Origin of the sequence: Marinobacter alkalisoli (assembly GCF_045449855.1) — a bacterium.
GTDB lineage: Bacteria > Pseudomonadota > Gammaproteobacteria > Pseudomonadales > Oleiphilaceae > Marinobacter.
The window spans coordinates 1-21863 of the sequence record NZ_JBJJLC010000019.1; the positions used below are offsets into that span (position 1 = coordinate 1).

The window sequence follows — 21863 nt, forward strand, 5'->3', positions numbered from 1 at the left end:
CCCACCCCTGAATGGCCTGCCCCCAAAGACAAAGAACCGGAAATGAACAATGAACGTTACTGAAGCCTCCCTGTTCTGGGGATTCCTGCTGGTATACGGCGTGGTCATGTACGCCCTGTCGCCGAAGAGCAAGAACGCGAATTCGTTCTATAAAGGTGCTGATGATCACGGTAACCCGGTGGGTCAGTGGTCACTGACGGCCAGTATTTTTATCAGCTGGATCTTTGCCAAGTCGGTGACCAACGCGGCTAACCTGGGCGCGGCCTATGGCGTGGTGGGTGGTCTGGCGTATGCCAGTTACTGGCTATCGATTCCGGTGGCCGGTTATGTGATTTATCTGATCCGGACACAGACCGGCGCCCGTAGCCTGCAGGATTTTCTCACCTCCCGCTTTGGGCGGCTGGCCAGCCTGGCGTTTGCGGCGGCGATCCTGATTCGGTTGTATAACGAAGTCTGGAGTAACACGGCCGTAGTGGGTGGTTACTTCGGGCTGCCCGGTGAGTGGGAGTATTATTCGGCCGCCATGCTGTTTACCGTGTTTACGCTGGCCTACAGCCTTAAAGGCGGGCTGCGGTCGTCGATCTTTACCGATGTGATTCAGGCCTTTGTGTTTGTCTTCTTTGTGGGCGCGGTGTTGTTCCTGATCATTCCGGCCAACGATACCAGTGCCCTGCTGAGCAATGGCGAATTCAGACTTAACGCCGGCTTTGATCTGCTGCTGGTCGCCTTGCTGCAGCTATTCAGTTACCCGTTTCACGATCCGGTGCTGACCGACCGGGGCTTTGTGAACAAGGAAAAGACCATGCTCCGCAGTTTCGTGGTCGCCGGGCTGTTGGGCTTTGTCGCGGTGTTTATCTTCAGTCTGGTGGGTGTTCACGCTCGCCTGAACGGCATTGATGCCATGGGTAATGCGCCTGCGGCTGTGGGGCAGTCATTGGGGCTGGCGGCGTTGTTTTTCATGAGTGTGGTGATGATGACCTCGGCTGGCTCGACACTGGACTCTACCTTTACCTCGCTGGCGAAATCCCTGGCGGTGGATCTGCCGCGGCTGGCTCAGCGCGCATCGGACAGGCTGCCGAGCATGCGGGTCGGAGCGGTGGTGATGGTCGTGTTTGCGTTTCTGGGTAACCTGCCGATGTTTGCCGGCACCGATATCCTCAAGGCCACCACCATCTCCGGCACCATGGTGATGGGGCTGGCACCGGTGTTCCTGTTCTACGGTTTCACCCGCTGGTCACCCTGGAGCTTTCATTTGAGTTTCTGGACCGGGCTGGGGCTGGGCGTGCTGCTGGCCACCGGGTTGATTCCGTCAAGCTGGGCTATTGGCGACGGCAAGTACGCCATGCTGCTTGGGGTCAACGCCTACGGCTTTCTGATCTGTACCGCAGGATTCTTCCTGCCGCTGGTGTTAAGGCGACTCGCAGGCAAGTCTCTGGCCACCAGTGGGGTATAGGCATGGCCAGCTCCGAGGGTCGCAGTTGTCCGTTGGCGTACCGCTACCATCCGGCTTCACTTTGCCAGGAAGCCAGTCAGGTGTCCGAGGATGTGCTGTATGTCATTGGTGGGCTATACGGCAATCCATTCGCTCTGGACGAAATCGAGCAGATGGCGCTGGCGGAGGAGCGGCAGGGGCATCGGGTAAAACTGGTCTTCAATGGCGACTTCAACTGGTTCAATGCCAGTGACACGCTGTTCCGGCAGATCAATAACCGGGTGCTGGATCATACGGTTACCCTTGGCAATGTAGACTTTGAACTGGCCACGCCCAGCGTCGGGGCAGGTTGCGGCTGCGCTTATCCCGATTTTGTGGATCAAGGCGTGGTTGATCGTTCCAATCGAATGATGGAACGGCTTCAAGCGTTGGCCGATGAACATCCGGATATACAAAAACGGCTGTCCGGATTGCCCAGGTTTCGCTGCTTGATGTTTGGAGGCCTAAAGATTCTGGTGCTGCACGGAGACCCGGAGTCATTGGCAGGCTGGGGGCTGGCCCATGAATCTTTTGTCGCCGGCAACGATTTGGCATTGGCGGAATGGTTCAGGGCGTCGGGCGCGGACGTGATTGCCTCCACTCATACCTGTCTTCCCGCACTCTGGTCAGGCGTGGTTGATGACCGGTGCCGTGTGGTGGCGAATAATGGCTCTGCCGGCATGGGTAACCTGCGTTCGGATCCCCGTGGACTGATCACCCGTATCGGCTTTACACGTCCCCGCGCTGAGCCAGTGGCGGGCATCGAACATGGTGGCCTGAATGTATCCCTTATGCCGGTCGTCTACGATCTTGATGCCTGGCTACCACAGTTTGACCGGCTCTGGCCCGCTGGTTCACCGGCGGCGGTTTCCTACCGTTACCGTATGATCTCAGGTACTTCCCTGAGGCCGGATAGCATCATTTTTCCTTCCATTTCGTAATCAATTTGTCACTGGCGGTTGCTTCAATTCGGTCTATTCTAATAGGACAAGCGTAGCCTGGTCGGTGTAGGTCAATCAGGCTCAACTTGAAATATATTTTGTGGTCTATATAATTTAACCCTAATTTTTTGACGCGAATTGATCACGCTATGACATCAGAAGGCTCGAATACCACCGCCATCACCCTTCGCACACCCGTGAAAGATGATGGCTACAGGCTCCACCAGCTGGTGGCAGAATGCCCTCCGCTGGACCCCAACTCGATTTACTGCAATCTGTTGCAGTGCAGCCACTTTGCCGAGACCGGCGTGGCCGCGGAGAAGGACGGCGATCTGGTCGGCTTTATCTCCGGATACATCCCTCCCCAACAGCCCGAAACCGTGTTTGTCTGGCAAGTGGCCGTTCATGAGAAAGGTCGTGGACAGGGGCTGGCCAAGCGGATGCTGAAAGAGATTGTGGCCCGGGGCGCGTGCAAGAGTGTGACGCACCTGGAAACCACCATCACCGAGGACAACGAAGCATCCTGGGCGCTGTTCCGTTCGTTCGCCCGTGATCTGGGAGCCGAGCTCACCTACCACGAGCACTTTGAGAAAGAGACCCACTTTGGCGGCAAGCACGATTCTGAATTCCTGCTGCGCATCGGGCCTTTCACAAAGCCAGTCTGAGAGTCTGTTTCTGACGCAGGCGTTAATGACCGCTATCTGGAGTAGCCGGCAGACTACTGAGGTAGGTCTGCCAGAAGGCTTTAACCAATGTGTGGCTGGCTGATCGCGACGTAACCCGATGGGCTGCCCCACATCTACCTCGAACCTGACATGCTAAGAGGCAAGACAATGGAACTTTTCAAGTCGACCGAATCTGAAGTACGCGTTTATTCCCGCGCCTTTCCGGTGATTTTTAACCGCGCCAAGAACGCGCATCTGTACACCGAAGATGGCAAAGAGTATCTGGATTTTCTCGCCGGTGCCGGTTCCCTGAACTACGGTCACAACAACGATATCCTCAAGAAAGCGCTGCTGGAATACGTTGAGGCCGACGGTGTGAGCCAGGGCCTGGACCTGTTCACCACCGCCAAGCACGACTTCATCGAGTCCTATAAGAAGCACATCCTCGATCCCCGTGGCCTGGATTACAAAATGCAGTTTACCGGCCCCACCGGTACCAACTGTGTGGAAGCGGCCATGAAACTGGCGCGTAAGGTCAAAGGCCGTAACGGTATTATCTCCTTCACCAACGGTTTCCACGGTGTGACCATGGGCGCCGTTGCCGCGACCGGTAACAAGCACCACCGGGGTGGTGTCGGCACGCCGCTGGGTAATGTCGATTTCATGTTCTACGACGGTTACCTCGGGAATGACGTGGACACCCTGGAAATCATGGACAAGGTGCTGTCTGACAGCTCCTCCGGTGTTGAGCTGCCGGCCGCTGTGATTGTTGAGGCAGTACAGGGCGAAGGCGGTCTGAACGTGGCCCGTGCCGAATGGCTGAAAGGCCTGTCCGAGCTGTGCAAGAAGCACGATATCCTGCTGATTCTGGACGATATCCAGGCAGGCAACGGTCGTACCGGTGAGTTCTTCAGCTTTGAATTCGCCGGCATCAAGCCGGACATTGTTACTGTCTCCAAGTCTCTCAGTGGCTACGGCCTGCCGATGGCCCTGGTACTGTTCAAGCCGGAGCTGGATATCTGGACGTCCGGCGAACACAACGGCACCTTCCGCGGCAACAACATGGCCTTTGTAACGGCCCGTGCGGCGGTGGAGACCTACTGGAAAGACGACGCTTTCGCCAACGAAGTGAAGGCCAAGACCAAGGTGCTGGGCGACGCCCTGCAGGCGATTTGCGACAAGTACCCGGGTGAGTTCAAAATGAAGGGACGCGGTTTGATGCGTGGTATTGAAGCCACACATGCCGATGTGACGGGTCCGATTACCAAGCGTGCCTTCGAGCATGGCCTGATAATCGAAACCAGTGGTCCCAACGACGAAGTGATCAAGTGCCTGATGCCGTTGACCACGAGCGAGGAAGACCTGAAGAGAGGTGCCGAGCTGCTGGCTAAAAGTGTGGACGAAATCATGCAGGAAGGGATCAGCGAGGCGTCATAAGACGCCTCCTTCATCCGGACATTCATTCTGCAGGATAGCGAAGACGACACTATGACTACCCAACTACATACTGTAGAAAAGATCGGCGGCACCTCGATGACCAACTACGAGGCCGTCCGTGACAACATCATCATCGGTGATCGCAGCAAAGAAGATCTGTACCAGCGCATTTTTGTGGTGTCCGCCTACGGTGGCGTCACCAACGAACTGCTGGAACACAAGAAAACCGGTGAGCCGGGCGTGTATGCCCTGTTTGCCGATGCTGAATCCGACTGGGCCTGGGGTGACGACCTCACCAAACTGGTGAAGTTCCTGACCGATATCAACGGTGAACTGTTTGAGGATCCCATGCTCAAGCAGCAGGCCGACCAGTTCATCACCGACCGTATTGAGGGTGTTCGCGGTTGCCTGATTGACCTGCAGCGTCTGTGCTCCTACGGTCAGTTCCAGCTGGAAGAGCATCTGCTGACCGTGCGTGAAATGCTGGCCGGTATCGGTGAAGCGCACAGTGCTTTCAACACCGCACTGAAGCTCCAGCAGGAAGGCATCAATGCCCGCTTTGTGGATCTCACCGGCTGGCGTGACAATGAACTGCTGCCCCTGGACGAGAAGCTGAAGCAGGCGTTTGACGCGGTCGACCTGACCCGGGAACTGCCCATTGTGACGGGTTATGCCCAGTGCAAGGAAGGTCTGATGCGGACCTTTGATCGCGGCTACAGCGAGATGACCTTCAGCCGGGTGGCGGTGATCACCGAGGCCCGCGAAGCGATTATCCACAAGGAATACCACCTCAGCTCCGCCGACCCCAACATTGTCGGTGCCGACAAGGTGGTCCCGCTTGGCCGGACCAACTATGACGTGGCCGACCAGCTGGCCAACCTGGGCATGGAGGCTATCCATCCCCGTGCCGGTAAGGGCATGCGCCAGAACGAAATCCCGCTGCGGGTGATGAACACCTTTGAGCCGGACCATACCGGTACCCTGATCACCAGCGATTACGTCAGTGAGAAGCCCCAGGTGGAAATCATTGCCGGCGCCAAGGGTGTGTTCGCCATCGAGGTGTTCGATCAGGACATGCAGGGTGAGCCGGGTTCCGACCGCCGTATCCTGGATGTGCTGAGCCGCTTCAAGGTGCGCTTCATGTCCAAGGACACCAACGCCAACACCATCACCCACTATGTCGGCAGCACCCTGAAACACGTCAAGCGGGTGGTCAAGGCGCTGCAGGAAGAGTTTCCGAATGCGGAGCTCAATACCCGCAAGGTGGCTGTGGTTTCCGCCATTGGTAGTGATATGAAAGTGCCTGGCATCCTGGCCCGCTCAGTGAAGGCCCTGGCGGACGAGGACATCAGTGTCCTTGCCCTGCACCAGTGCATGCGTCAGGTGGATATCCAGTTTGTGGTGGACGAGGACAACTACGAGAAGGCCATCGTGGCCCTTCACGGTGTTCTTATTGAGCCGCACAACCACGAATACGCCATCGTCGCGGCGTAATACGTCGCCTGGATCACCCCCGGACGGAACCGGTCGCTTCGTTCGGGGGTGATGGGCGACCATCCTCCGACCCTGTCCCTCAGTGGGCCGTAAAGACCCAGGCGCCGACGGCAACCTGGCAGGTGACGACCACGGCAGTGAGCACCAGTCTCAGCCGCAGGTACCATGCCGGCCAATAGACGTTCATCCATCGGGCGTCGACGAGGTAAAGGGCCAGATATGCTGTGGTGTACAGCACAATCTGCCAGGCTGTGGTCAGTAACAGGCCCAGGCCGGCGGCCAGGAAAAACACCTGACTGAGCAGCATCGTCACCTGGGGGGAGAGCGGATAACAGCGATTCTCCAACTGCATGGCGATGGGCCAGTAAACGCCTCCCATGAACGCCAGAATTCCCGCACTGTATAGGTAAAACCAGCCGATAATTGCAATACTGTGCGCAGGGACGAGGAGCAGCAGGAGCACCGCTGCAATAAAGGGCAGGAGCCCAAGCATACCAACGGCCATGGCCAGTCGGGCTACGGCAATCACGACGCCCCCCCCTGCCAGCAGCTACCAAAGGGCAGGGTTTCGATCGTGTTGTCGCGGTTATTGCCGAGTGTGCTGAATGCTTTTTTCACTGTGGTGCTCCGGGGTGACGTGGTACGCCAGTTCTTACGATCCCCGAGAGCAATAGGATCAATTCCCCAGGGCCTGGCACTCCCTGTGTTGCGGGCAGCTCACCAGATGATCATTGACCATGCCCGTCGCCTGCATGAAGGCGTACACAATGGTCGGCCCGACGAAGTTGAAGCCGGCTTTTTTCAACGCGCGGGACATGGCTTCGGCCTCGGCAGTGGTCACCGGTACTTCATGCAGGGTTTGCCAGTGATTCTGAATCGGCATGCCATCCACGAAGGACCACAGGAATTCGCTGAAATCGATGCCCTGCTCTTTCAGCTCGAGGAAGCTGCGGGCGTTCCGGATAATCGACTTTACTTTCAGTCGGTTGCGGATAATGCCGGGGTTGCCGAGTAACTCCTCCACTTTGTCGTCGTTGTAGCAGGCAATCCGTTCCGGGTTGAACTGGTCGTATGCCGCCCGGTAGCTGTCCTGTTTGCGCAGGATGGTAATCCAGCTCAGGCCGGCCTGCTGGCCGTCCAGGCAAAGCTTTTCAAACAGCGCGAGCTCATCGAATTCGGGGCGGCCCCACACGGTGTCATGGTAGTCGGTATAGAGTGAGTCGGTTCCACACCAGGGGCAACGGTTGTTCTCATCCATAAGGGTTCCTCTTCAGTTCAGGTGCTGGTGTGATGGACCGGTGCCGACTGAAGGCCAAGGGGCTGTCCGGTGGGACCGGTCTGTCGAGGTCCAGGTCGACTGTTGGCCCGGCTAACAGCCCTCCGGAAGGCAGCAACAGGTGATCATGCCGGTAAACCAGAGTCACCAGGAAGCCTGCCAGCTCGCCGCTGGCGGCCTGCCATCCGGCGTCGTGGCGGTCACCGTACAGGCTGAAGTCCGACCGAACTTCCAGTGTTTGCAGGTTGCCGGCGATGCCCCGCCCCGTGGCTTTCAGCCAGGCCTCTTTGAGCGTCCACACCCGCAGGAAATCTTCGTGGCTGTTGTTGGCCAGCAGCCATGCCTGCTCATCCGGAGTAAACCAGCGGCGCACTACTTTTTGCCAGTGGGGATGCCGGTCGAGTGGCTCCAGATCCAGACCGATACCCGGCTGCCCGCTGATCGCACATCCTGACAGACCGCCGCTGTGGCTCAACGACAGGTGCCAGCCCTCGGGGCGAGCCGAGGCTACGGGGCGGCCGCTGACCGGTTCACAATGTCCGGCCGGACACTGCGAGCCGCGCCCGATGGCCTGTCGAATCAGCCAGCGGCTGCTCAGGTACTCGCGCTGCCTGGGCCCGGAAAATTTCGCCACCGTGGCCAGCTCGTAGTCGGTCAGCCAGTCCGGACACGACAGCACACCGGCTTCGGGCTCCCGGCACAGCCAGACCGTGGGTGCCGTCTCAGGGTTGCAGTCGCTGGATGTGCCAGCCATCACCTTGCCTCACGTATTCAAAGCGATCGTGCAGGCGGCTGGGCCGGCCCTGCCAGAATTCAATGCGCTCCGGGATCACCCGGTATCCTCCCCAGAAACTGGGCAGGGGGATTTCCCCTTCACTGAACTTACGTTTGATTTCAGCCACTTTCTGCTCAAGCAGGCCGCGAGACGTAATGGCCTTGCTTTGCTCCGATACCCAGGCGCCAATCTGGCTGCCCCTTGGGCGGGAGGAGAAATAACGCAGGGATTCCGCCTTGCTCACCTTTTCCACGGCGCCCTGGATTTTCACCTGGCGGTTCAGCCCAATCCACGGAAACAACAGGGCCGCTTTCGGGTTCTGTTCTATCTCCTGGGCCTTGCGGCTGCCGTAGTTGGTATAGAATACAAAACCACGCTCATCATAATACTTCAGCAGCACAGTTCGCAGGTCCGGCATTGAATCGCTGCCAGCGGTGGCCAGGGACATGGCGTTGGGCTCCAGGATGCCCGCGGTTCGTGCGTCATCAAACCAGGTATGGAACTGTCTTATCGGGTTTTCATCCAGCGTACTCCGGTGCAGGCCCTCGCTCTCGAAGTCACGTCGCATGTCACTGATATCCATCGGATGGATCCTGTCGTAAATAGTGAGTCTTCAGTACTATACAGATACGGTGGTCTATTCTTTCAGGATTGGCGAGTGATGGAAACTGACGGGCAACAATCGGGGAGATCTGGTGTGGCCAAGGCGCAAACGCAAAAGCCTGTGTACAGGAAAGTTTGGTTCTGGTTGGTGTTACTGCTGGCGGTTTATACCCTGGCCGGATTTTTCCTGCTGCCCTGGTGGCTGCAAAGGTTTGTCCCGGAACAGCTGGAACAGCGAATGGGCTGGCAAGCACAGGTCGAGGAGATCAAAACCAATCCGTTCAGCATGAGCCTGGATATCCGCACCTTGACGGCGGATGACGCGGATGGCGAGAAAGTCATCGGATTCGACCGGCTGTTTGTCGACCTGGGGTTCTGGAAGCTGTTCACCGGCGTGGTGGGGCTGCAGGCCATTGCGATCGAGGAGCCCTTTATCCGGCTGGATCTGCTGGACGATTACGGCGTGAACTTCGCCAGGGACTGGAGCGAGGCCAACCCCGCCGCGACTGAGTCGGAGCCGGCAGAGGACGACACGTCCGCGCCACCGAAGCTGTACTTCCAGCGAATCACCATCAATGGCGGAGAGTTGTTGTTCCGGGATTTCAGCAAGGAGGAGCCCGCCAACTTCCGGATTTCACCCCTGGACCTGACTTTGAACGACCTTGCCACCTGGCAGCGGGACGACACCCAGAGTAACTATTACCTGTTGGCTGCGCTGGGAAACCAGACCATTGAGTGGGAAGGCGATCTGAGCATCAACCCATTGTATTCAGAGGGCTTTATCCGGGTAGCGAATATTGATCATGAGACCCTGAAGCATTTCCTGAAGCCCTATCTGCCCTATGATCTCCGGGGTGGGAATGTCACCGTCAGCACCAACTATGAACTGCAACTGATGGACCAGCTGTACCTGACGACATCGGAAGGTGAACTGGAACTGGAAGAGCTGGCGGTCGCGCTGGACCAGAACCGGGACGACGTTGCCCTGAAAACCGGGCGGCTGGCTGTTGAGAAGGTTCGCTTTGGCCTGACCGGGCGGACCGCCGAGATTGGCATGATCACGGTGGATACCCTGGATCTGGCACTGGAACGTGGCCCCGATGGTGCGATCGATCTGCTCGCCCCTCTTCAGCGGGAGCCCGGCAATGAGGACGATGGAGATGCCGGGGATTCACCAGGGCCCGGTTTCCAGTGGTCCATTGCCGGGCTGGAGCTGGCTGACAGCCGCGTGCAATGGCGCGATCGCCAGCCGGAGACATCCGCAGAGATAGCGGTAGAGGAGCTGGCGCTGACGCTGGGGCGTATTTCCGATGAACTGGAGGAGCCCGTTCGTTACCAACTGCGGGGCACCCTTGCAGAGGGCGGATCGCTTGGGCTGGATGGGCAGGCGACCCTACAGCCTTTCACCCTGGAAGCAGGCGTGACAGGCTCCGGCGTGCAACTGGCAGGTTTTGAACCCTATATCCGTGAAATGGCGAACCTGAACGTTCGCAGCGGTCAGCTGACGCTGGATGGCAACCTGGATCTGGACGGTCAGCAGGAGCCGCTGACCGGTACCTTCAGTGGCACGGCCGAGGTCGCGGGTCTGAACCTGACGTTGCCGGATTCGGACGAACCTCTGCTGGCCTGGCAGACCCTCCGTTTGGCACCACTGGAGTACAACGTTTATCCGGCTCGCCTGGAAATCGGCACTATTACCCTGAGCGAACCTGCCGTGAACGTCGTACGTGGTGGGGATGGGCTCCACAATCTTGAACGGATTATTCGTGACTCCGGGGCCGCGCCTGATGCCGATGCCGAGGAGCCCCCGGAGGGCAATGGCGAAGAGCCCGACTTTATTTTCCGTATCGAACAGTTGCTACTGGAAGAAGGCGCGGTGTCCTACACCGACCGTACCCTGGATCCGTCATTCACCACGACGTTCGACGAACTGAACGGGACGGTCACCGGCGTCAGCAACGTTGCGCCGCAACAGGGCAAGGTGTCGGTGCGCGGCCGGGTGGATGAAGTTTCCGAGCTGAACTTCGAGGGTACTCTGGGCACACTGGGAACCGATGATGTCAGCCAGCTGAGCCTGGGTATGAAAAACGGTTCCCTGCCTAACCTTTCGCCCTATTTCGGGCGCTACCTTGGTTACGGCGTGGACAGTGGCAAGCTGAATGTTGAAATGGATTATGAAATCGCCGGGAGCCGCATCGACGCCACCAACATGATCGTGATGGACCGGCTGGAGCTGGGGCAGCCGGTGGCAAGCGATGAGGCGGTGGGTGCCCCGGTCAAGCTGGGACTTGCATTGTTACGGGATCGCCAGGGGGTGATTGAAATTGACCTACCGATCAGTGGCAACCTGGATGATCCTGATTTCAGCGTTGGAAAGGTGGTGATGCGGGCCTTTGTGAATATCCTCGCCAAGGCTGCGGCGTCGCCTTTCAGTGTGCTGGGCTCGGTTGCGGAACTGGCAGGCCTTTCCGGAGAAGAACTGAGCAGGGTCAACTTTCCGGCGGGTGAAGTCGCATTGGCCGAGGGCGAGCGGGCCAAACTGGATGCCCTCGCGGACGCGTTGTCCGAACGCCCTGCCTTGTTGCTCAATATCCGCGGTGTAGTGGCGCCGGAAGCGGATGGGCTGGCGTTGTTGAAACAACGGCTGGCGGAGCAGAATGGCGGCGCCCTGAGTGATGAAGCCTGGGAGCAGGCAAAGCAGGAATATCTGGCGGGCAATCGGTCACTACCGCCGGAGGTTCTGGGGAACCTGGCCTCGGCGCGGGGTGTCTGGCTACGTAACCAGCTGCTGGAAGAATACGATGTGGCGGATGAGCAGCTATTCCTGCTGGATCCGGTACGGGATGGCGTGGCTGATGCCGGGGGGCAGGTAGCGGTCGAGTTTGCGCTGGACGCGCGCTAGAAACCTTCAGGGCTGCTGGTAGGGGAAGCCGGTCAGGAAACCCGGGGGTAACTGTAGCCCCCACTGTTCAACCAGAAAACGGTACTGTCCGCTCTCCATCAGTGGTTCAAACAGGCGGACCATGTCGTTGGCATCCACCGGTCCGCCTTTGCGGGTGATGATAGCCAGGCGATAGGACTGGTCCGGCATCTCGGACACCAGAAAGGTATCCCAGTCTTCCGGGTGTCGATCAAGGTGTTGCTGAAGATAGGAGCGGCTGACGATGGCCACTTCCGCCACCGATGGCCGGTCGGCCTTGATCAGGTCAATGTTACGGCGGTGGTTGTCGGAAAACTCTATACTGAAGCGTTTCTCCAGCTCAGTATTGTTAGTTTCGAAATCGGCGAATCCATAGTGGTATCCGGAGATAGCCACGATCCGGCGTTTGCTCAGGTCGTCAAAGAAGCTGAGGTCGCGATCCGGCTTCTTCAGTGCCAGGTACAGGTCTTCATCGGTGAGGATGGCCATGGTGGCGTCGTGGCTATGGTCTTTCCAGCCCCAGGCCGGACTTTCAAAAAAGATGACGTCGTACAGGCCGGCATTGAAATCGAGATGCCGACGTTTCGGGGACGTGTGAATAATCTTGAACTGAATATCCTGGTGGGCCTTATTCAGATGTTTCAAGGTGTCGGCCAGCAGGCCCTGAAGTTTGTTAGCCGGTCCTATGCTGGCGATGGGCGGAAAGTTGTAGACGCCCACTTTGATCTCAGTCGCGGCCCTGGCCTCGGGAAGCATCGATCCCAACAGGCAGATCAGCAGGATAAGAAGAGGGCTTTTGGATCCATGGGCTGATGGCAAAATAACAGTTCCGGATGACGATAAGTTTGAGCGTTCGTGCAGATTAACACTACGGTCTCCTGGCCAGGAAGAATCAATTATAAACTTGTGTGAAAAGGAAAAGGTTGTTGTGAGTCGTCCGCTGAGTCATTTTTTTGCCTACGTTTCCCGCCTGCGCTGGATAAAGCGCTGGGGCCTGATGCGCAACGCCATTGAGGAGAACGTGGCCACCCATTCCTGGGAAGTGGCGACCCTTGCCCACGCCCTGGCGCTGATCCGCAACCGGCATTATGGCGGTTCGGTGAACGCCGACCGGATTGCAGCGGCGGCCCTCTATCACGATGCGACCGAGGTGATCACGGGGGATATGCCGACACCGGTCAAGTATCACTCGCGGGTCATGCGGGAAGCGTTCGGCGACATCGAGCACAAGGCGGAGGCGGAACTGCTGGCATTGTTGCCGGAGGATCTGAGGGAGGACTTCGCGCCCTATCTGAGGGAGTCGCAACTGTCAGCGGAAGAGCAGGAGTTGATCAAGGCCGCGGACCGGCTGTCGGCCTGGCTGAAATGTCAGGCGGAGATTCGCACCGGTAACAAGGAATTTGAACCAGCCGCCGAGCAGATCGCACGACGGCTGGAACAGGATGGGTTACCCGAGGTTGCCTACTTCATGGAGGTCTTTGCCCCCGGTTACCAGCAACCCCTGGATAACCTGCTGGGGTAACGCCGGTTCAGGAAGTCGCGCCCGAGGAGGCAACCATGCCGCCTCGCAGGCCATCGCGCTGGACAGACTGGCGCACCAGGTCTTCCGGGCTGCCCGCCAGATCGCGGAACATGCCCATGGAGCCCAGCAGTGCGGACGATTCATACGGTACGAACACCCGCTCGCCTTCCTTGGCCATGTTCGGCAGCACCTTGATGTAGCTCTGCCCCAGAAGGTAGCCAATAACGGTCTGCTTGTTCTCTTCCGATTCGCCCATGGCGCTCAGTACCAGGCGAATGGATTCCTGCTCACCCTGGGCACGCAGGATAGCGGATTCCTTGTCGCCCTGGGCATTGAGAATGGCGGACTCCCGCTGACCCTGGGCCATGGCGATGGCAGCGGACTTCTCACCTTCCGCTTCGGTCACCGTGGCGCGCCGCTTTCGCTCAGCGGCCATCTGCAGACGCATGGCTTCTTCCACTTCCTCGGGCATGCTGATGTCCTGAACTTCCACCCGGGTCAGCTTGACGCCCCACTTGGAGGCCGGCTCTTCCATTTCCGCCTGGATGGCGCTGTTGACCTCACTGCGGGACTCAAACAGCTTATCCAGTTCCATCTTCCCGACCACCGAGCGCAGGGTGGTCTTGGCCAGTACTTCCACCGCCTGACTCATGTTCGCCACTTCATACACCGCACGGCGGGGATCGATGATCTGGTAGTAGAGGGCGCCATTGATCTTGACCGTCACGTTATCGGTGGTGACCACGGGCTGGCCGGGAAAGTCCATCACGGTTTCACGACGATCGATGCGAATCTCATCATTGGTGACCGGGTGGTAGTCATCGCCCATGCGCATGTAGCGAATCATGGTGATGGGTCGTGGGCGTTCAATAAACGGAATGATGATGTTGACGCCGCTTTCGAGTACCCGGTTGAAGGAGCCCAGACGCTCAATAACCATGACCTCGGACTGGCGCACGATCACCAGGCCCTTGGCGATGATCGCGATGCCGATGACAACCAGGACCAGGCTGATGATCAGCCCGGGTGACATAAATGCTTCCATACTTGTTACTCCGTGTGATTGATGCTGTGGACAACGGCGGTGGTGCCGTCGAATCGTTCAAAAATGACTTCCGTGCCTTCCGGCAATTCCGCTAACCCGGTGTCGCTGGTACGGATCCGGTAGAAATCGCCGTTGACCTTGATGCCGATGGCGCCGTCGAAATCCCGCCGCTCGCAATGATAGCGACGACCATGTTCAACACCGGTGCCGGTGGTGCCGTAGGCAACGCCTTTGGGGGAAAACCGGGGGCGAATCCAGAGAATGGCAACCGGGACGAGAATGCCTGAAAACACCCCCATACCGACCAATTGCCATTCAAAGGATGCGCCCAGAAACGCCAGCAATGCGGTCAGTGCCGCTGCGGCCCCCAGAGCCAGAAGCACAAGAACGCCGGAGGCAAGTTCCGCCAGGCTCAGGACCAGTGCCAGGATCAGCCAGACATGTGTGAGACTCCATTCCATACAGGTAATATCCGTCAGTGGTTGGTTTGGAACGTTGCGCCGGATTGTAGCATGGCTCTCAGGGTTGGCCTGAGTGCCCGGTACCGGCGACCTCTTATGCCATGGTCAGGAACCGGACAGCTGTTAGAGTAATTACTTTAAAACAAAGAAGAGGCCCCGGCCATGAAAGATCTGAAGAACAAAGTTGCGGTTGTTACCGGTGCAGGTTCCGGCATTGGTCGCGCTCTCGCCAAGTCACTGGCTACCCGTGGCTGCCGCCTCGCGCTGTCAGATGTGAATGAAACCGGTCTGGCGGAAACCGTGAAGGAACTGGATGGCGCGGACGTGAAAGCCTACAAACTGGATGTATCCAGCCGCGACGCCATTTATGCCCATGCCGAAGAAGTCGCCAAGGATTTTGGCCAGGTCAACCTGGTGATCAACAACGCCGGTGTTGCCCTGTCTGCCACCGTCCGTGAAATGGCCGATGATGATTTCAAATGGGTGATGGACATCGATTTCTGGGGTGTCGCCCATGGTACCCGTGCGTTCCTGCCTCATCTGATTGCCTCCGGTGACGGTCATGTGGTGAACGTGTCCAGCGTGTTCGGCCTGATTGGCGTGCCCAAGCAAAGCGCCTACAACGCCGCCAAGTTTGCCGTACGTGGCTTCACTGAAGCCCTGCGTCAGGAAATGCAGCTGGAAAATCAGCCGGTGGCTGTCAGCTGCGTACATCCCGGTGGCATTCGCACCAACATTGCCAATGCCGCCCGTATGGGTAAATCGGAAAATGCCGACGCCCAGCGCAAGGGGTTTGACAAGCTCGCGATGACGACGCCGGACAAGGCTGCTGAAATCATTGTGAAGGGCATTCTGAAGGACGAGTCCCGGATTCTGGTGGGTCCGGATGCCTGGGGCATTGATGCCATCAACCGCCTGCTGGGCTCTGCCTACCAGCCGCTGGTAGCGAGATTCTCTCGTAAGAATCTGTATGTCTGAGGCATAATTAACGTGTAGCAGGTTGCGACTGGACTGCAACCTGCTGTACATTTTACATACAGAATATTCCTTCTATACTTGCTGTTCATCTAGGGAAAGAGTCAGCATGAATACGCCTCATCACTCCGATTTGAGGGCTACACTGGAACTTAGCCGCTCGGGTCTTCGCGACAATCACCGCCGTTCGTTAATGCGGCTGCTGTTTCTGGTGACCGGTTCGTCACTGGTCATTTTTGCCTGCCTGCAGTTACTGAACGGGTTCTGGTGGGTTGCAACCATCGAGCTGTCCGCCAGTGCTCTGCTGTTTTTTGGCATGGCCCGCCTTCGCACATCACCCCACCTGCAGCAATGGATTTATGGGTATCTGGTGACCCTGTTTTCCTTCTTCCTGGTGATCATGGTGCTGCCGGAAGCGTCGGTGTCGGCGTTTGTCTGGGTGCTGATGATGCCAGTGCTGGCTTATCTGCTGCTTGGAAGGTGTGAAGGTCTGATTCTGAGTGTGCCCTTCATGATTGTGGGCTGCGTCATCTATTTCATACACCTGGGCGATATTGGCAGTGCCCACGTGATGATCGATTTGCTTAACATGGTGTTATGCGGGGCGTTGATGCTCACCTTTGTGCATATGTATGAAATGCGCAGGGAAGAGTCGGAGCAACGGCTGGTCACCATGGCCCAGACGGATGCTCTGACCGGGCTGGCGAATCGCAACAGTTTCCAGCACAAGCTGAACCGTACCATCGCCGAGTGCGAGCGTAGTGGCACCGGATTTGCCCTGGTTATCATGGATATTGACCACTTCAAGGTGGTGAATGACAGCATGGGGCATGATGCCGGGGACTATGTGTTGCGGCACATCGGCTCGTGCCTGATGGAACGTTTGCGGGGAACCGATTCGGTCGGACGACTGGGCGGCGAAGAGTTTGGCCTGATCCTGCGGGACGTCAAGCCAGCAGATGCGTTTGAGTTGATGGATGAGCTCCGCCAACGAATCGCCGATAGCGAACTGGTCTATGGTGACGTCCCGGTCCGTGTGACGGCTTCCTTTGGTCTTGCCCAGTGGCCCGATCACGGCCGTCAGGCGGAAGCCCTGTTTCGTGTGGCGGACCGTTGCCTGTACAGTGGTAAGCGCGCTGGCCGCAATCGGGTGGCGCGCGTGGGACCGACAACACCGAGAGGTGAAATGCTGGCTGGCTGAGGGGGAAACCGTGTGTGAATTACTAGCCATGAGCGCCAATACCCCGACCGACCTGTGTTTCAGCTTTACCGGCCTGACCCGTCGCGGCGGTGAAACCGGTCCCCACAAGGATGGCTGGGGCGTGGCGTTCTATGAGGGCAAGGGCGTCAGGGCGTTTCATGAATCCGGGGCCAGCGCCAGTTCCCGCATCGCCGAAGTGGTTCAGACGCATCCCATAAAAAGCGAGGTGGCAATCTGCCACATCCGCCAGGCCAATGTTGGTGAAATCTGCCTGGCCAATACCCATCCTTTTATCCGGGAACTGTGGGGACGCTACTGGGTGTTTGCCCATAATGGTCAGCTGTCCTCATTCCACGCGCCCCAGGGTTTCTACGAGCCGGTCGGCACAACAGACAGCGAGGCCATGTTCTGCGACATCCTCAACAACCTTCGCCTGCACTGTGACCGTGATACCCCGACCGATGACGTCCTGGGTCGGCTGGTGGCGCTGTCACGGATGTATGCCAGCGAGGGAGTGTTCAACCTGCTGCTGAGTAATGGCGATTGGCTGTTTACCTTCTGCACCACCAAAATGGCCAGCATTACCCGCCGTGCGCCCTTTGGCCCTGCCCGCCTCAAGGATGCCGATGTAACCGTGGACTTCGAGCCGGAAACCACGCCCGACGATATTGTCAGTGTCATCGTAACCGAGCCGTTGACCACGGATGAACAGTGGGACATTTACGAGCCTGGCGAATGGCGGTTGTGGCAGGGGGGAGAGATGATCAGGTCAGGTTACACGGTGGTGTAACCTGACCCTGGGTGCCCTGTTTCGGGCCGGAGCGATTACTGCAGGGTACGGCGGTTGCCGTTCTGGTACTGGGGCGCGATGTGCTCGCTGATCTGCTCCTTGAAGCTGGCGATCAGTTCGCTGTTATCGTGGTCCCAGGGATGGAAGCCCGGCTTGAAGTATTCCAGCCAGGTGGGAATCAGGCTGGAGAAGGTGCCGTTCTTGCCCCACATACGCCACAGCCCCTTGGCGCTGTCCTTCAGCGAGAAGTGCTTGGGATCGTTCAGCATCATCCGTGTGGTGAAGTAGCTTGCCACCACACCCAGCATGGTTGTACTGAAGGCCAGGTAGAAAGCGCGCTCGGCATAGGTGCCGCCGACTTCCTGGAACACATCGTAGGTCACGGCCTTGTGCTCGGTTTCCTCAATGGCGTGCCACATCCACAGCGGACGCATGCTTTCGTGCATGTCCTCACGCACGTCGCTGCGCTCCAGCAGCATGTCGGCCATCATCGCGGTGAGGTGTTCAAGGCCGCAGGTAATAGCCAGCTGGTGCCGCTTGGGCAGCTTCTTGGCAATGCCGAGAATCACTTCCAGATGCTTTTCCAGCTCTTCCACGGGCATACCGCGATCCCGCACATGCTGGTTCATGGCGTCGTGTTCCAGGGAGTGCATCGCTTCCTGACCGATGAAGCCGCGCATCTCGGCCTTGAGCTTGGGGTCTTCGATCTGGTCCCGGTAATAGCGCACGGAATCCACGAAGAACTGCTCACCCTGGGGGAACAGCACTGACAGAGCGTTCATGGTGTGGCTCAGGATGTAGCTGTTATCGAGCCAGTAACGGGGCACCTGTTCGCCGAACTCAAAGCCCATACGCTGGGGCTTGATGGAAACGTTATCCGGCGTGTTGGAAGCCGGTGCTCTGGACTCTGCGGTTTTTGTTCTCAGCATGTTCATACTCCTCTGCGATTGAACGCTTTGGCTGATGTCATGGCTGCAGTGTGGGCGAGTCAACGATATCTTTGAATGCGTGAACGGGACGGCCACCGTTCAGGTTGGGACAATCGGAGGGGTGTTATTGACTATGATGACGGCATCACAGGTGCTTCCAGCCCCAGTGCTGCCGTCGTCTGCTTCTGTTAGCATCGGGTTAACTTTCCCAAACACCCATAAGGACAACCTATGGCGAACACCAGCCCGGACAAAGAACGGCAAATGCTGGGGTTTTTCCTGGTGCCTGGCGTGTATATGCGGGTAATGGCCGAAACCGTGCGGCAGCTTGGCTACAATGATCGCTCGTTGTACGACGGGCTGAGCTTTTCAGCAGAAGACCTGAAAGCGAATGACAGCCGGGTGTTCGTGACCGACGCCATTCTGATGACTGAACGGGCGCTGAACCTGGCGGGCAAGGATGGTCTGAGTTTTATGCTGGCGCGGGAACTGCGGTTGACCATCCATGGCACCCTGGGATTTGCCGCTCTGACCAGCCCGACGTTTGCCGATGCTCTGGATTCGGTACGCCGCTACCTGCAGCTTCGCGCGCCGTTTCTGAGCATGAGTCAGTCCGAGGCTGGTGATAACGTGCTGGTCCAGCTGCGCACCGAGTTTGATGCACCGGGCCTGTACCCGTTCCTGGCGGAAACCGTGAGCGCCACCCTGATTTTGCTGACGGAGCAGTTGCTGGACCGCGAAGATGCCGAAAAGCGTGGGTTTGCACTGACCGACGGCAAATTGCCGGGGGTCACTGTGCACATGAGCAAACCTGAGCCGGATTATTACCCCCGCTTTGCGAATCAGCTGCCGGTGCGCTTCGAGTACGGCAAGCCCGAGGAAATGCTGGTGTTTCCGAAGGATTTGCTGAACGTGCGCATGCGGTTGGCGGATGCGGATGCGTCCCGCATGGCTCGTGAGCAGTGTGAATTCGAGCTGCAGAAAGCGCTGAAGGATCAGGGCGATATCACCCTGGCGATTCGCAATATGCTGCGGATGACACCTGGCCCGCTGCCTTCCCTGGAGGCTATGTCGGAGCGTTTTTGTGTGTCGTCGCGGACGCTCAAGCGCCGCCTGGCGGAGAAGGACACGACCTATCGCGAGATTCTGGAGTCGGTGCTGAAGGACCGGGCGATTCAGTTGCTGCGGTACACCAATCAGTCGGTGAGCGAGATTGCCTACGAACTGGGTTATGCCGATCTGTCCAATTTCAGCCGGGCCTTCCGCAAGTGGACCGGGAAGTCGGCCAGCGAATTCCGCGAGGATGGGCCCGATCCGGCGCCTGAGCTGGGGCCCTGAGGTTTTGGCTCGGGTTTCACGGGCCTCGTGTTTGGGAGCGTGGTCGCAGGGTGATGCCTTATTTTTCTGAGAAAAAGAACTCGCTTCGCTCAGACACCTTTGTTCTCAGAAAAATAAGGCACCACCCCACGCCCTGCTGACCCGGGAGAATGCCATCTAAACCAACGTAGGTCGGGTTAGCGAAGCGTAACCCGACAAAGCACCCACTAATCCAGGAAAAACCATGCCATCCGAAAAAGACACCCACAGCAAACTCTTCGGTTACCTCCTCTGGATCTTCGGCTTCCTCGGATCCCACCGCTTCTACTACGGCAAACCGATAACCGGCACCATCTGGTTCTTCACCCTGGGCTTGCTGTTTATCGGCTGGATCATCGATCTGTTCCTGATTCCGGCGATGGACCGCGAAGCGGATCTGAAATTTCGGGACGGCGAGGTCAGCTACAACCTTGGCTGGCTGCTGCTGACGTTCACCGGAGTGTTTGGCCTGCACCGGATGTATATGGGCAAGTGGATTACTGCGATCCTGTATCTGCTGACTGGCGGGCTGTTCCTGATCGGCGTTCTGTACGATTTCTGGACGTTGAACGACCAGATTTCTGAGCGGAACCGCGAAGTTAAATTCGACTGATCAGTTCCCCGTCGCCACTTCCAGTTCCCTTAACCCCTTTTCCAGATAATCCAGCATCCGCTGCAGGCTGGGCAGTGTGCGGCGGCAGCCGATGAGGCCGAATTCGATCTGGTCGCGGTAGCTGGTCAGGGTCATGTTCAGGGCCAGGCGGTCCATGGCGATGGACACCGGGTACATGCCTTCCAGTCGGGCGCCGTTCCAGTAGCAGTCTTCGGAGGGGCCCGGCACGTTGGAAATGACCACGTTGAAGGTTTGCCACTTCGGTGCCATACCGGTTAACAGGTTGAATGCCGCCGGTGCGAGTGTCAGCGCGGTGTAGTTCAGGATCTCCTCGGAGGACATGGTCGAGTAGCGATCCTTGGCCATTTTGACATCCTGATGGATGTGCAGCAGCCGGTCGGCGGGGTCGCTCAGATGGGTGCCCAGGGAGGCGAGGATGATGCCGACCTGATTACCCTCCTCACTGTCGTCCCGGCGCAGGGACACCGGCACCATGGCGATCAGCGGTTGCTCCGGCAGCGCATCCTGATTCATCAGGTAGGTGCGCAGGGCACTGGCGCACATGGCCATGACCACATCGTTCACCGTAACGCCATAGGCCTGGCCAACCGCGCGAATCCGTTTCAGACAGTAGGACTGGGCCGCGAAGCGGCGGGAGCCGGTGATCTTCCCGTTAAACAGGCTGCGGGGGGCGTGAAAGACGGAGTCATACGCCGGATCCTTGCGGGCCTGATTGACCGTTTTCAGTAATTCCCGGGCCACCGTGGGCACGGTGCCCAGCTGTTTGCCGGACTCCCCGATCAGTTGTCCGATGCTGCGCCACAACGACAATCTTCCCCCGTCTGTCGAACGTTGGGTCCGGGGTGGCAATGCCCAGATCGGGGGCATATCGCGCTGTTCGGGATCAGGGGACAACATGCGTTGGGCCATACGCATGGCGGAAACGCCATCCACGAGGGAGTGGTGAACCTTGGTATACACCGCAAACTGGCGATCCCTCAGGCCCTCAATCAGGTGAAATTCCCACAGTGGCCGTTCGCGATCCATCAGGTGGGAATGTTCCGCCGACACAAACGACAGCAACTCCCGAACACGACCCGGTGTCGGTAATGCCTCAAACCGGAAGTGATGCTCCAGGTCCAGGTGTTCATCCTTCACCCACACCGGTTGCGCGAACCGGCTGTCCAGACGACGGTCAAACGGCGAGGTGACCGTGGTGTGGTCACGGAGCTGGTCCGCAAGCCGTGCCACGTAGTCATCCGGGGCATTCTCCGGGAAGGAAAACAGCTGGAGTCCCCCAACGTGCATGGGCTGCTGGCGTCTTTCCAGCCAGAGAAACATCTGGTCGGCGGGGCTGAGAGGCTTCACAATTTGTCCTTATTCTGCATG

The 21863-nt window shown here is 58.3% G+C and carries 21 protein-coding genes; 12 read left to right on the top strand and 9 right to left on the bottom strand.

The window, feature by feature from the left end; all coding sequences use genetic code 11:
• Positions 1 to 49: 49 nt before the first annotated feature.
• The 5 genes from ACJO5Y_RS09270 to ACJO5Y_RS09290 all read left to right on the top strand — a co-directional run bounded on the left by ACJO5Y_RS09270 (position 50) and on the right by ACJO5Y_RS09290 (position 6008).
• The gene (locus ACJO5Y_RS09270; RefSeq protein WP_406986509.1) at positions 50 to 1453 is read left to right on the top strand and encodes a sodium:solute symporter family transporter; all 1404 of its coding nucleotides are present in this window, start codon (positions 50 to 52) and stop codon (positions 1451 to 1453) included.
• A 2-nt stretch (positions 1454 to 1455) separates the two neighbouring features.
• Positions 1456 to 2412 carry a hypothetical protein gene (locus ACJO5Y_RS09275; RefSeq protein ID WP_406986512.1) on the top strand — a complete coding sequence of 319 codons (957 nt, stop codon included), beginning with the start codon at positions 1456 to 1458 and terminating at the stop codon, positions 2410 to 2412.
• Between the two features lie 149 nt (positions 2413 to 2561).
• On the top strand, positions 2562 to 3077 hold the full coding sequence (gene ectA / locus ACJO5Y_RS09280) for a diaminobutyrate acetyltransferase (RefSeq protein ID WP_406986515.1): 516 nt from the start codon (positions 2562 to 2564) through the stop codon (positions 3075 to 3077).
• Positions 3078 to 3245: 168 nt separating this feature from the next.
• A complete protein-coding gene (gene ectB / locus ACJO5Y_RS09285; protein WP_406986518.1) occupies positions 3246 to 4514 on the top strand; it encodes a diaminobutyrate--2-oxoglutarate transaminase in 1269 nt (422 codons plus the stop codon).
• Between the two features lie 51 nt (positions 4515 to 4565).
• Positions 4566 to 6008 (top strand): aspartate kinase, encoded by a 1443-nt coding sequence (locus ACJO5Y_RS09290; RefSeq protein ID WP_406986520.1) that lies wholly within the window; start codon positions 4566 to 4568, stop codon positions 6006 to 6008.
• A gap of 79 nt (positions 6009 to 6087) precedes the next feature.
• Here ACJO5Y_RS09290 and ACJO5Y_RS09295 read toward each other — a convergent pair whose 3' ends face one another.
• From ACJO5Y_RS09295 to pdxH, 4 genes are all read right to left on the bottom strand, one after another.
• Positions 6088 to 6537 carry a DUF3429 domain-containing protein gene (locus ACJO5Y_RS09295; protein ID WP_406986522.1) on the bottom strand — a complete coding sequence of 150 codons (450 nt, stop codon included), beginning with the start codon at positions 6535 to 6537 and terminating at the stop codon, positions 6088 to 6090.
• A 147-nt stretch (positions 6538 to 6684) separates the two neighbouring features.
• Entirely contained in the window at positions 6685 to 7266 is a 582-nt protein-coding gene (locus ACJO5Y_RS09300) for a DNA-3-methyladenine glycosylase I (RefSeq protein WP_406986525.1), read from the bottom strand.
• Positions 7259 to 8038, bottom strand: a complete 780-nt coding sequence (locus tag ACJO5Y_RS09305) for a 4'-phosphopantetheinyl transferase family protein (protein WP_406986528.1) — start codon at positions 8036 to 8038, stop codon at positions 7259 to 7261. Before ACJO5Y_RS09305 ends, ACJO5Y_RS09300 begins: the two co-directional genes overlap by 8 nt.
• Positions 8007 to 8642 (bottom strand): pyridoxamine 5'-phosphate oxidase, encoded by a 636-nt coding sequence (gene pdxH, locus ACJO5Y_RS09310; protein ID WP_406986530.1) that lies wholly within the window; start codon positions 8640 to 8642, stop codon positions 8007 to 8009. Before pdxH ends, ACJO5Y_RS09305 begins: the two co-directional genes overlap by 32 nt.
• Positions 8643 to 8720: 78 nt before the next feature.
• Between pdxH and ACJO5Y_RS09315 the strand changes: the two genes are divergently transcribed.
• On the top strand, positions 8721 to 11564 hold the full coding sequence (locus tag ACJO5Y_RS09315; RefSeq protein WP_504928332.1) for a DUF748 domain-containing protein: 2844 nt from the start codon (positions 8721 to 8723) through the stop codon (positions 11562 to 11564).
• A gap of 6 nt (positions 11565 to 11570) precedes the next feature.
• Here the strand turns inward: ACJO5Y_RS09315 and ACJO5Y_RS09320 are convergent, their stop codons facing one another.
• A complete protein-coding gene (locus ACJO5Y_RS09320; protein WP_406986535.1) occupies positions 11571 to 12401 on the bottom strand; it encodes a substrate-binding periplasmic protein in 831 nt (276 codons plus the stop codon).
• 109 nt (positions 12402 to 12510) lie between these two features.
• Here ACJO5Y_RS09320 and yfbR point away from each other — a divergent pair, with 109 nt between their 5' ends.
• Positions 12511 to 13104: a 5'-deoxynucleotidase gene (gene yfbR, locus ACJO5Y_RS09325; RefSeq protein ID WP_406986537.1), complete on the top strand. Its 594-nt coding sequence runs from the start codon at positions 12511 to 12513 to the stop codon at positions 13102 to 13104.
• Between the two features lie 7 nt (positions 13105 to 13111).
• On the opposite strand, the gene ACJO5Y_RS09330 is transcribed toward yfbR, so the two are convergent.
• Together ACJO5Y_RS09330 and ACJO5Y_RS09335 are read right to left on the bottom strand one after the other, a co-directional pair.
• Positions 13112 to 14149 carry an SPFH domain-containing protein gene (locus ACJO5Y_RS09330; protein WP_406986540.1) on the bottom strand — a complete coding sequence of 346 codons (1038 nt, stop codon included), beginning with the start codon at positions 14147 to 14149 and terminating at the stop codon, positions 13112 to 13114.
• Positions 14150 to 14154: 5 nt separating this feature from the next.
• On the bottom strand, positions 14155 to 14610 hold the full coding sequence (locus ACJO5Y_RS09335; protein ID WP_406986542.1) for an NfeD family protein: 456 nt from the start codon (positions 14608 to 14610) through the stop codon (positions 14155 to 14157).
• A gap of 162 nt (positions 14611 to 14772) precedes the next feature.
• On the opposite strand from ACJO5Y_RS09335, the gene ACJO5Y_RS09340 reads away from it, so the two are divergent.
• The 3 genes from ACJO5Y_RS09340 (at position 14773) to ACJO5Y_RS09350 (ending at position 17576) form a co-directional block, all read left to right on the top strand.
• Positions 14773 to 15588, top strand: coding sequence for an SDR family NAD(P)-dependent oxidoreductase (locus ACJO5Y_RS09340; RefSeq protein ID WP_406986545.1), 816 nt, complete (start codon positions 14773 to 14775; stop codon positions 15586 to 15588).
• A gap of 106 nt (positions 15589 to 15694) precedes the next feature.
• On the top strand, positions 15695 to 16786 hold the full coding sequence (locus ACJO5Y_RS09345) for a GGDEF domain-containing protein (protein ID WP_406986548.1): 1092 nt from the start codon (positions 15695 to 15697) through the stop codon (positions 16784 to 16786).
• 10 nt (positions 16787 to 16796) lie between these two features.
• Positions 16797 to 17576, top strand: a complete 780-nt coding sequence (locus tag ACJO5Y_RS09350) for a class II glutamine amidotransferase (protein WP_406986551.1) — start codon at positions 16797 to 16799, stop codon at positions 17574 to 17576.
• Between the two features lie 35 nt (positions 17577 to 17611).
• Here the strand turns inward: ACJO5Y_RS09350 and ACJO5Y_RS09355 are convergent, their stop codons facing one another.
• Complete coding sequence (locus tag ACJO5Y_RS09355) at positions 17612 to 18505, bottom strand: metal-dependent hydrolase (protein WP_406986554.1); 894 nt, start codon at positions 18503 to 18505, stop codon at positions 17612 to 17614.
• A 231-nt stretch (positions 18506 to 18736) separates the two neighbouring features.
• Here ACJO5Y_RS09355 and ACJO5Y_RS09360 point away from each other — a divergent pair, with 231 nt between their 5' ends.
• Positions 18737 to 19843, top strand: coding sequence for a helix-turn-helix domain-containing protein (locus ACJO5Y_RS09360; protein WP_406986556.1), 1107 nt, complete (start codon positions 18737 to 18739; stop codon positions 19841 to 19843).
• A 223-nt stretch (positions 19844 to 20066) separates the two neighbouring features.
• Positions 20067 to 20474 (top strand): NINE protein, encoded by a 408-nt coding sequence (locus tag ACJO5Y_RS09365; protein WP_406986559.1) that lies wholly within the window; start codon positions 20067 to 20069, stop codon positions 20472 to 20474.
• On the opposite strand, the gene ACJO5Y_RS09370 is transcribed toward ACJO5Y_RS09365, so the two are convergent.
• Positions 20475 to 21842, bottom strand: coding sequence for a WS/DGAT/MGAT family O-acyltransferase (locus tag ACJO5Y_RS09370; protein ID WP_406986561.1), 1368 nt, complete (start codon positions 21840 to 21842; stop codon positions 20475 to 20477).
• Positions 21843 to 21863 lie beyond the last annotated feature (21 nt).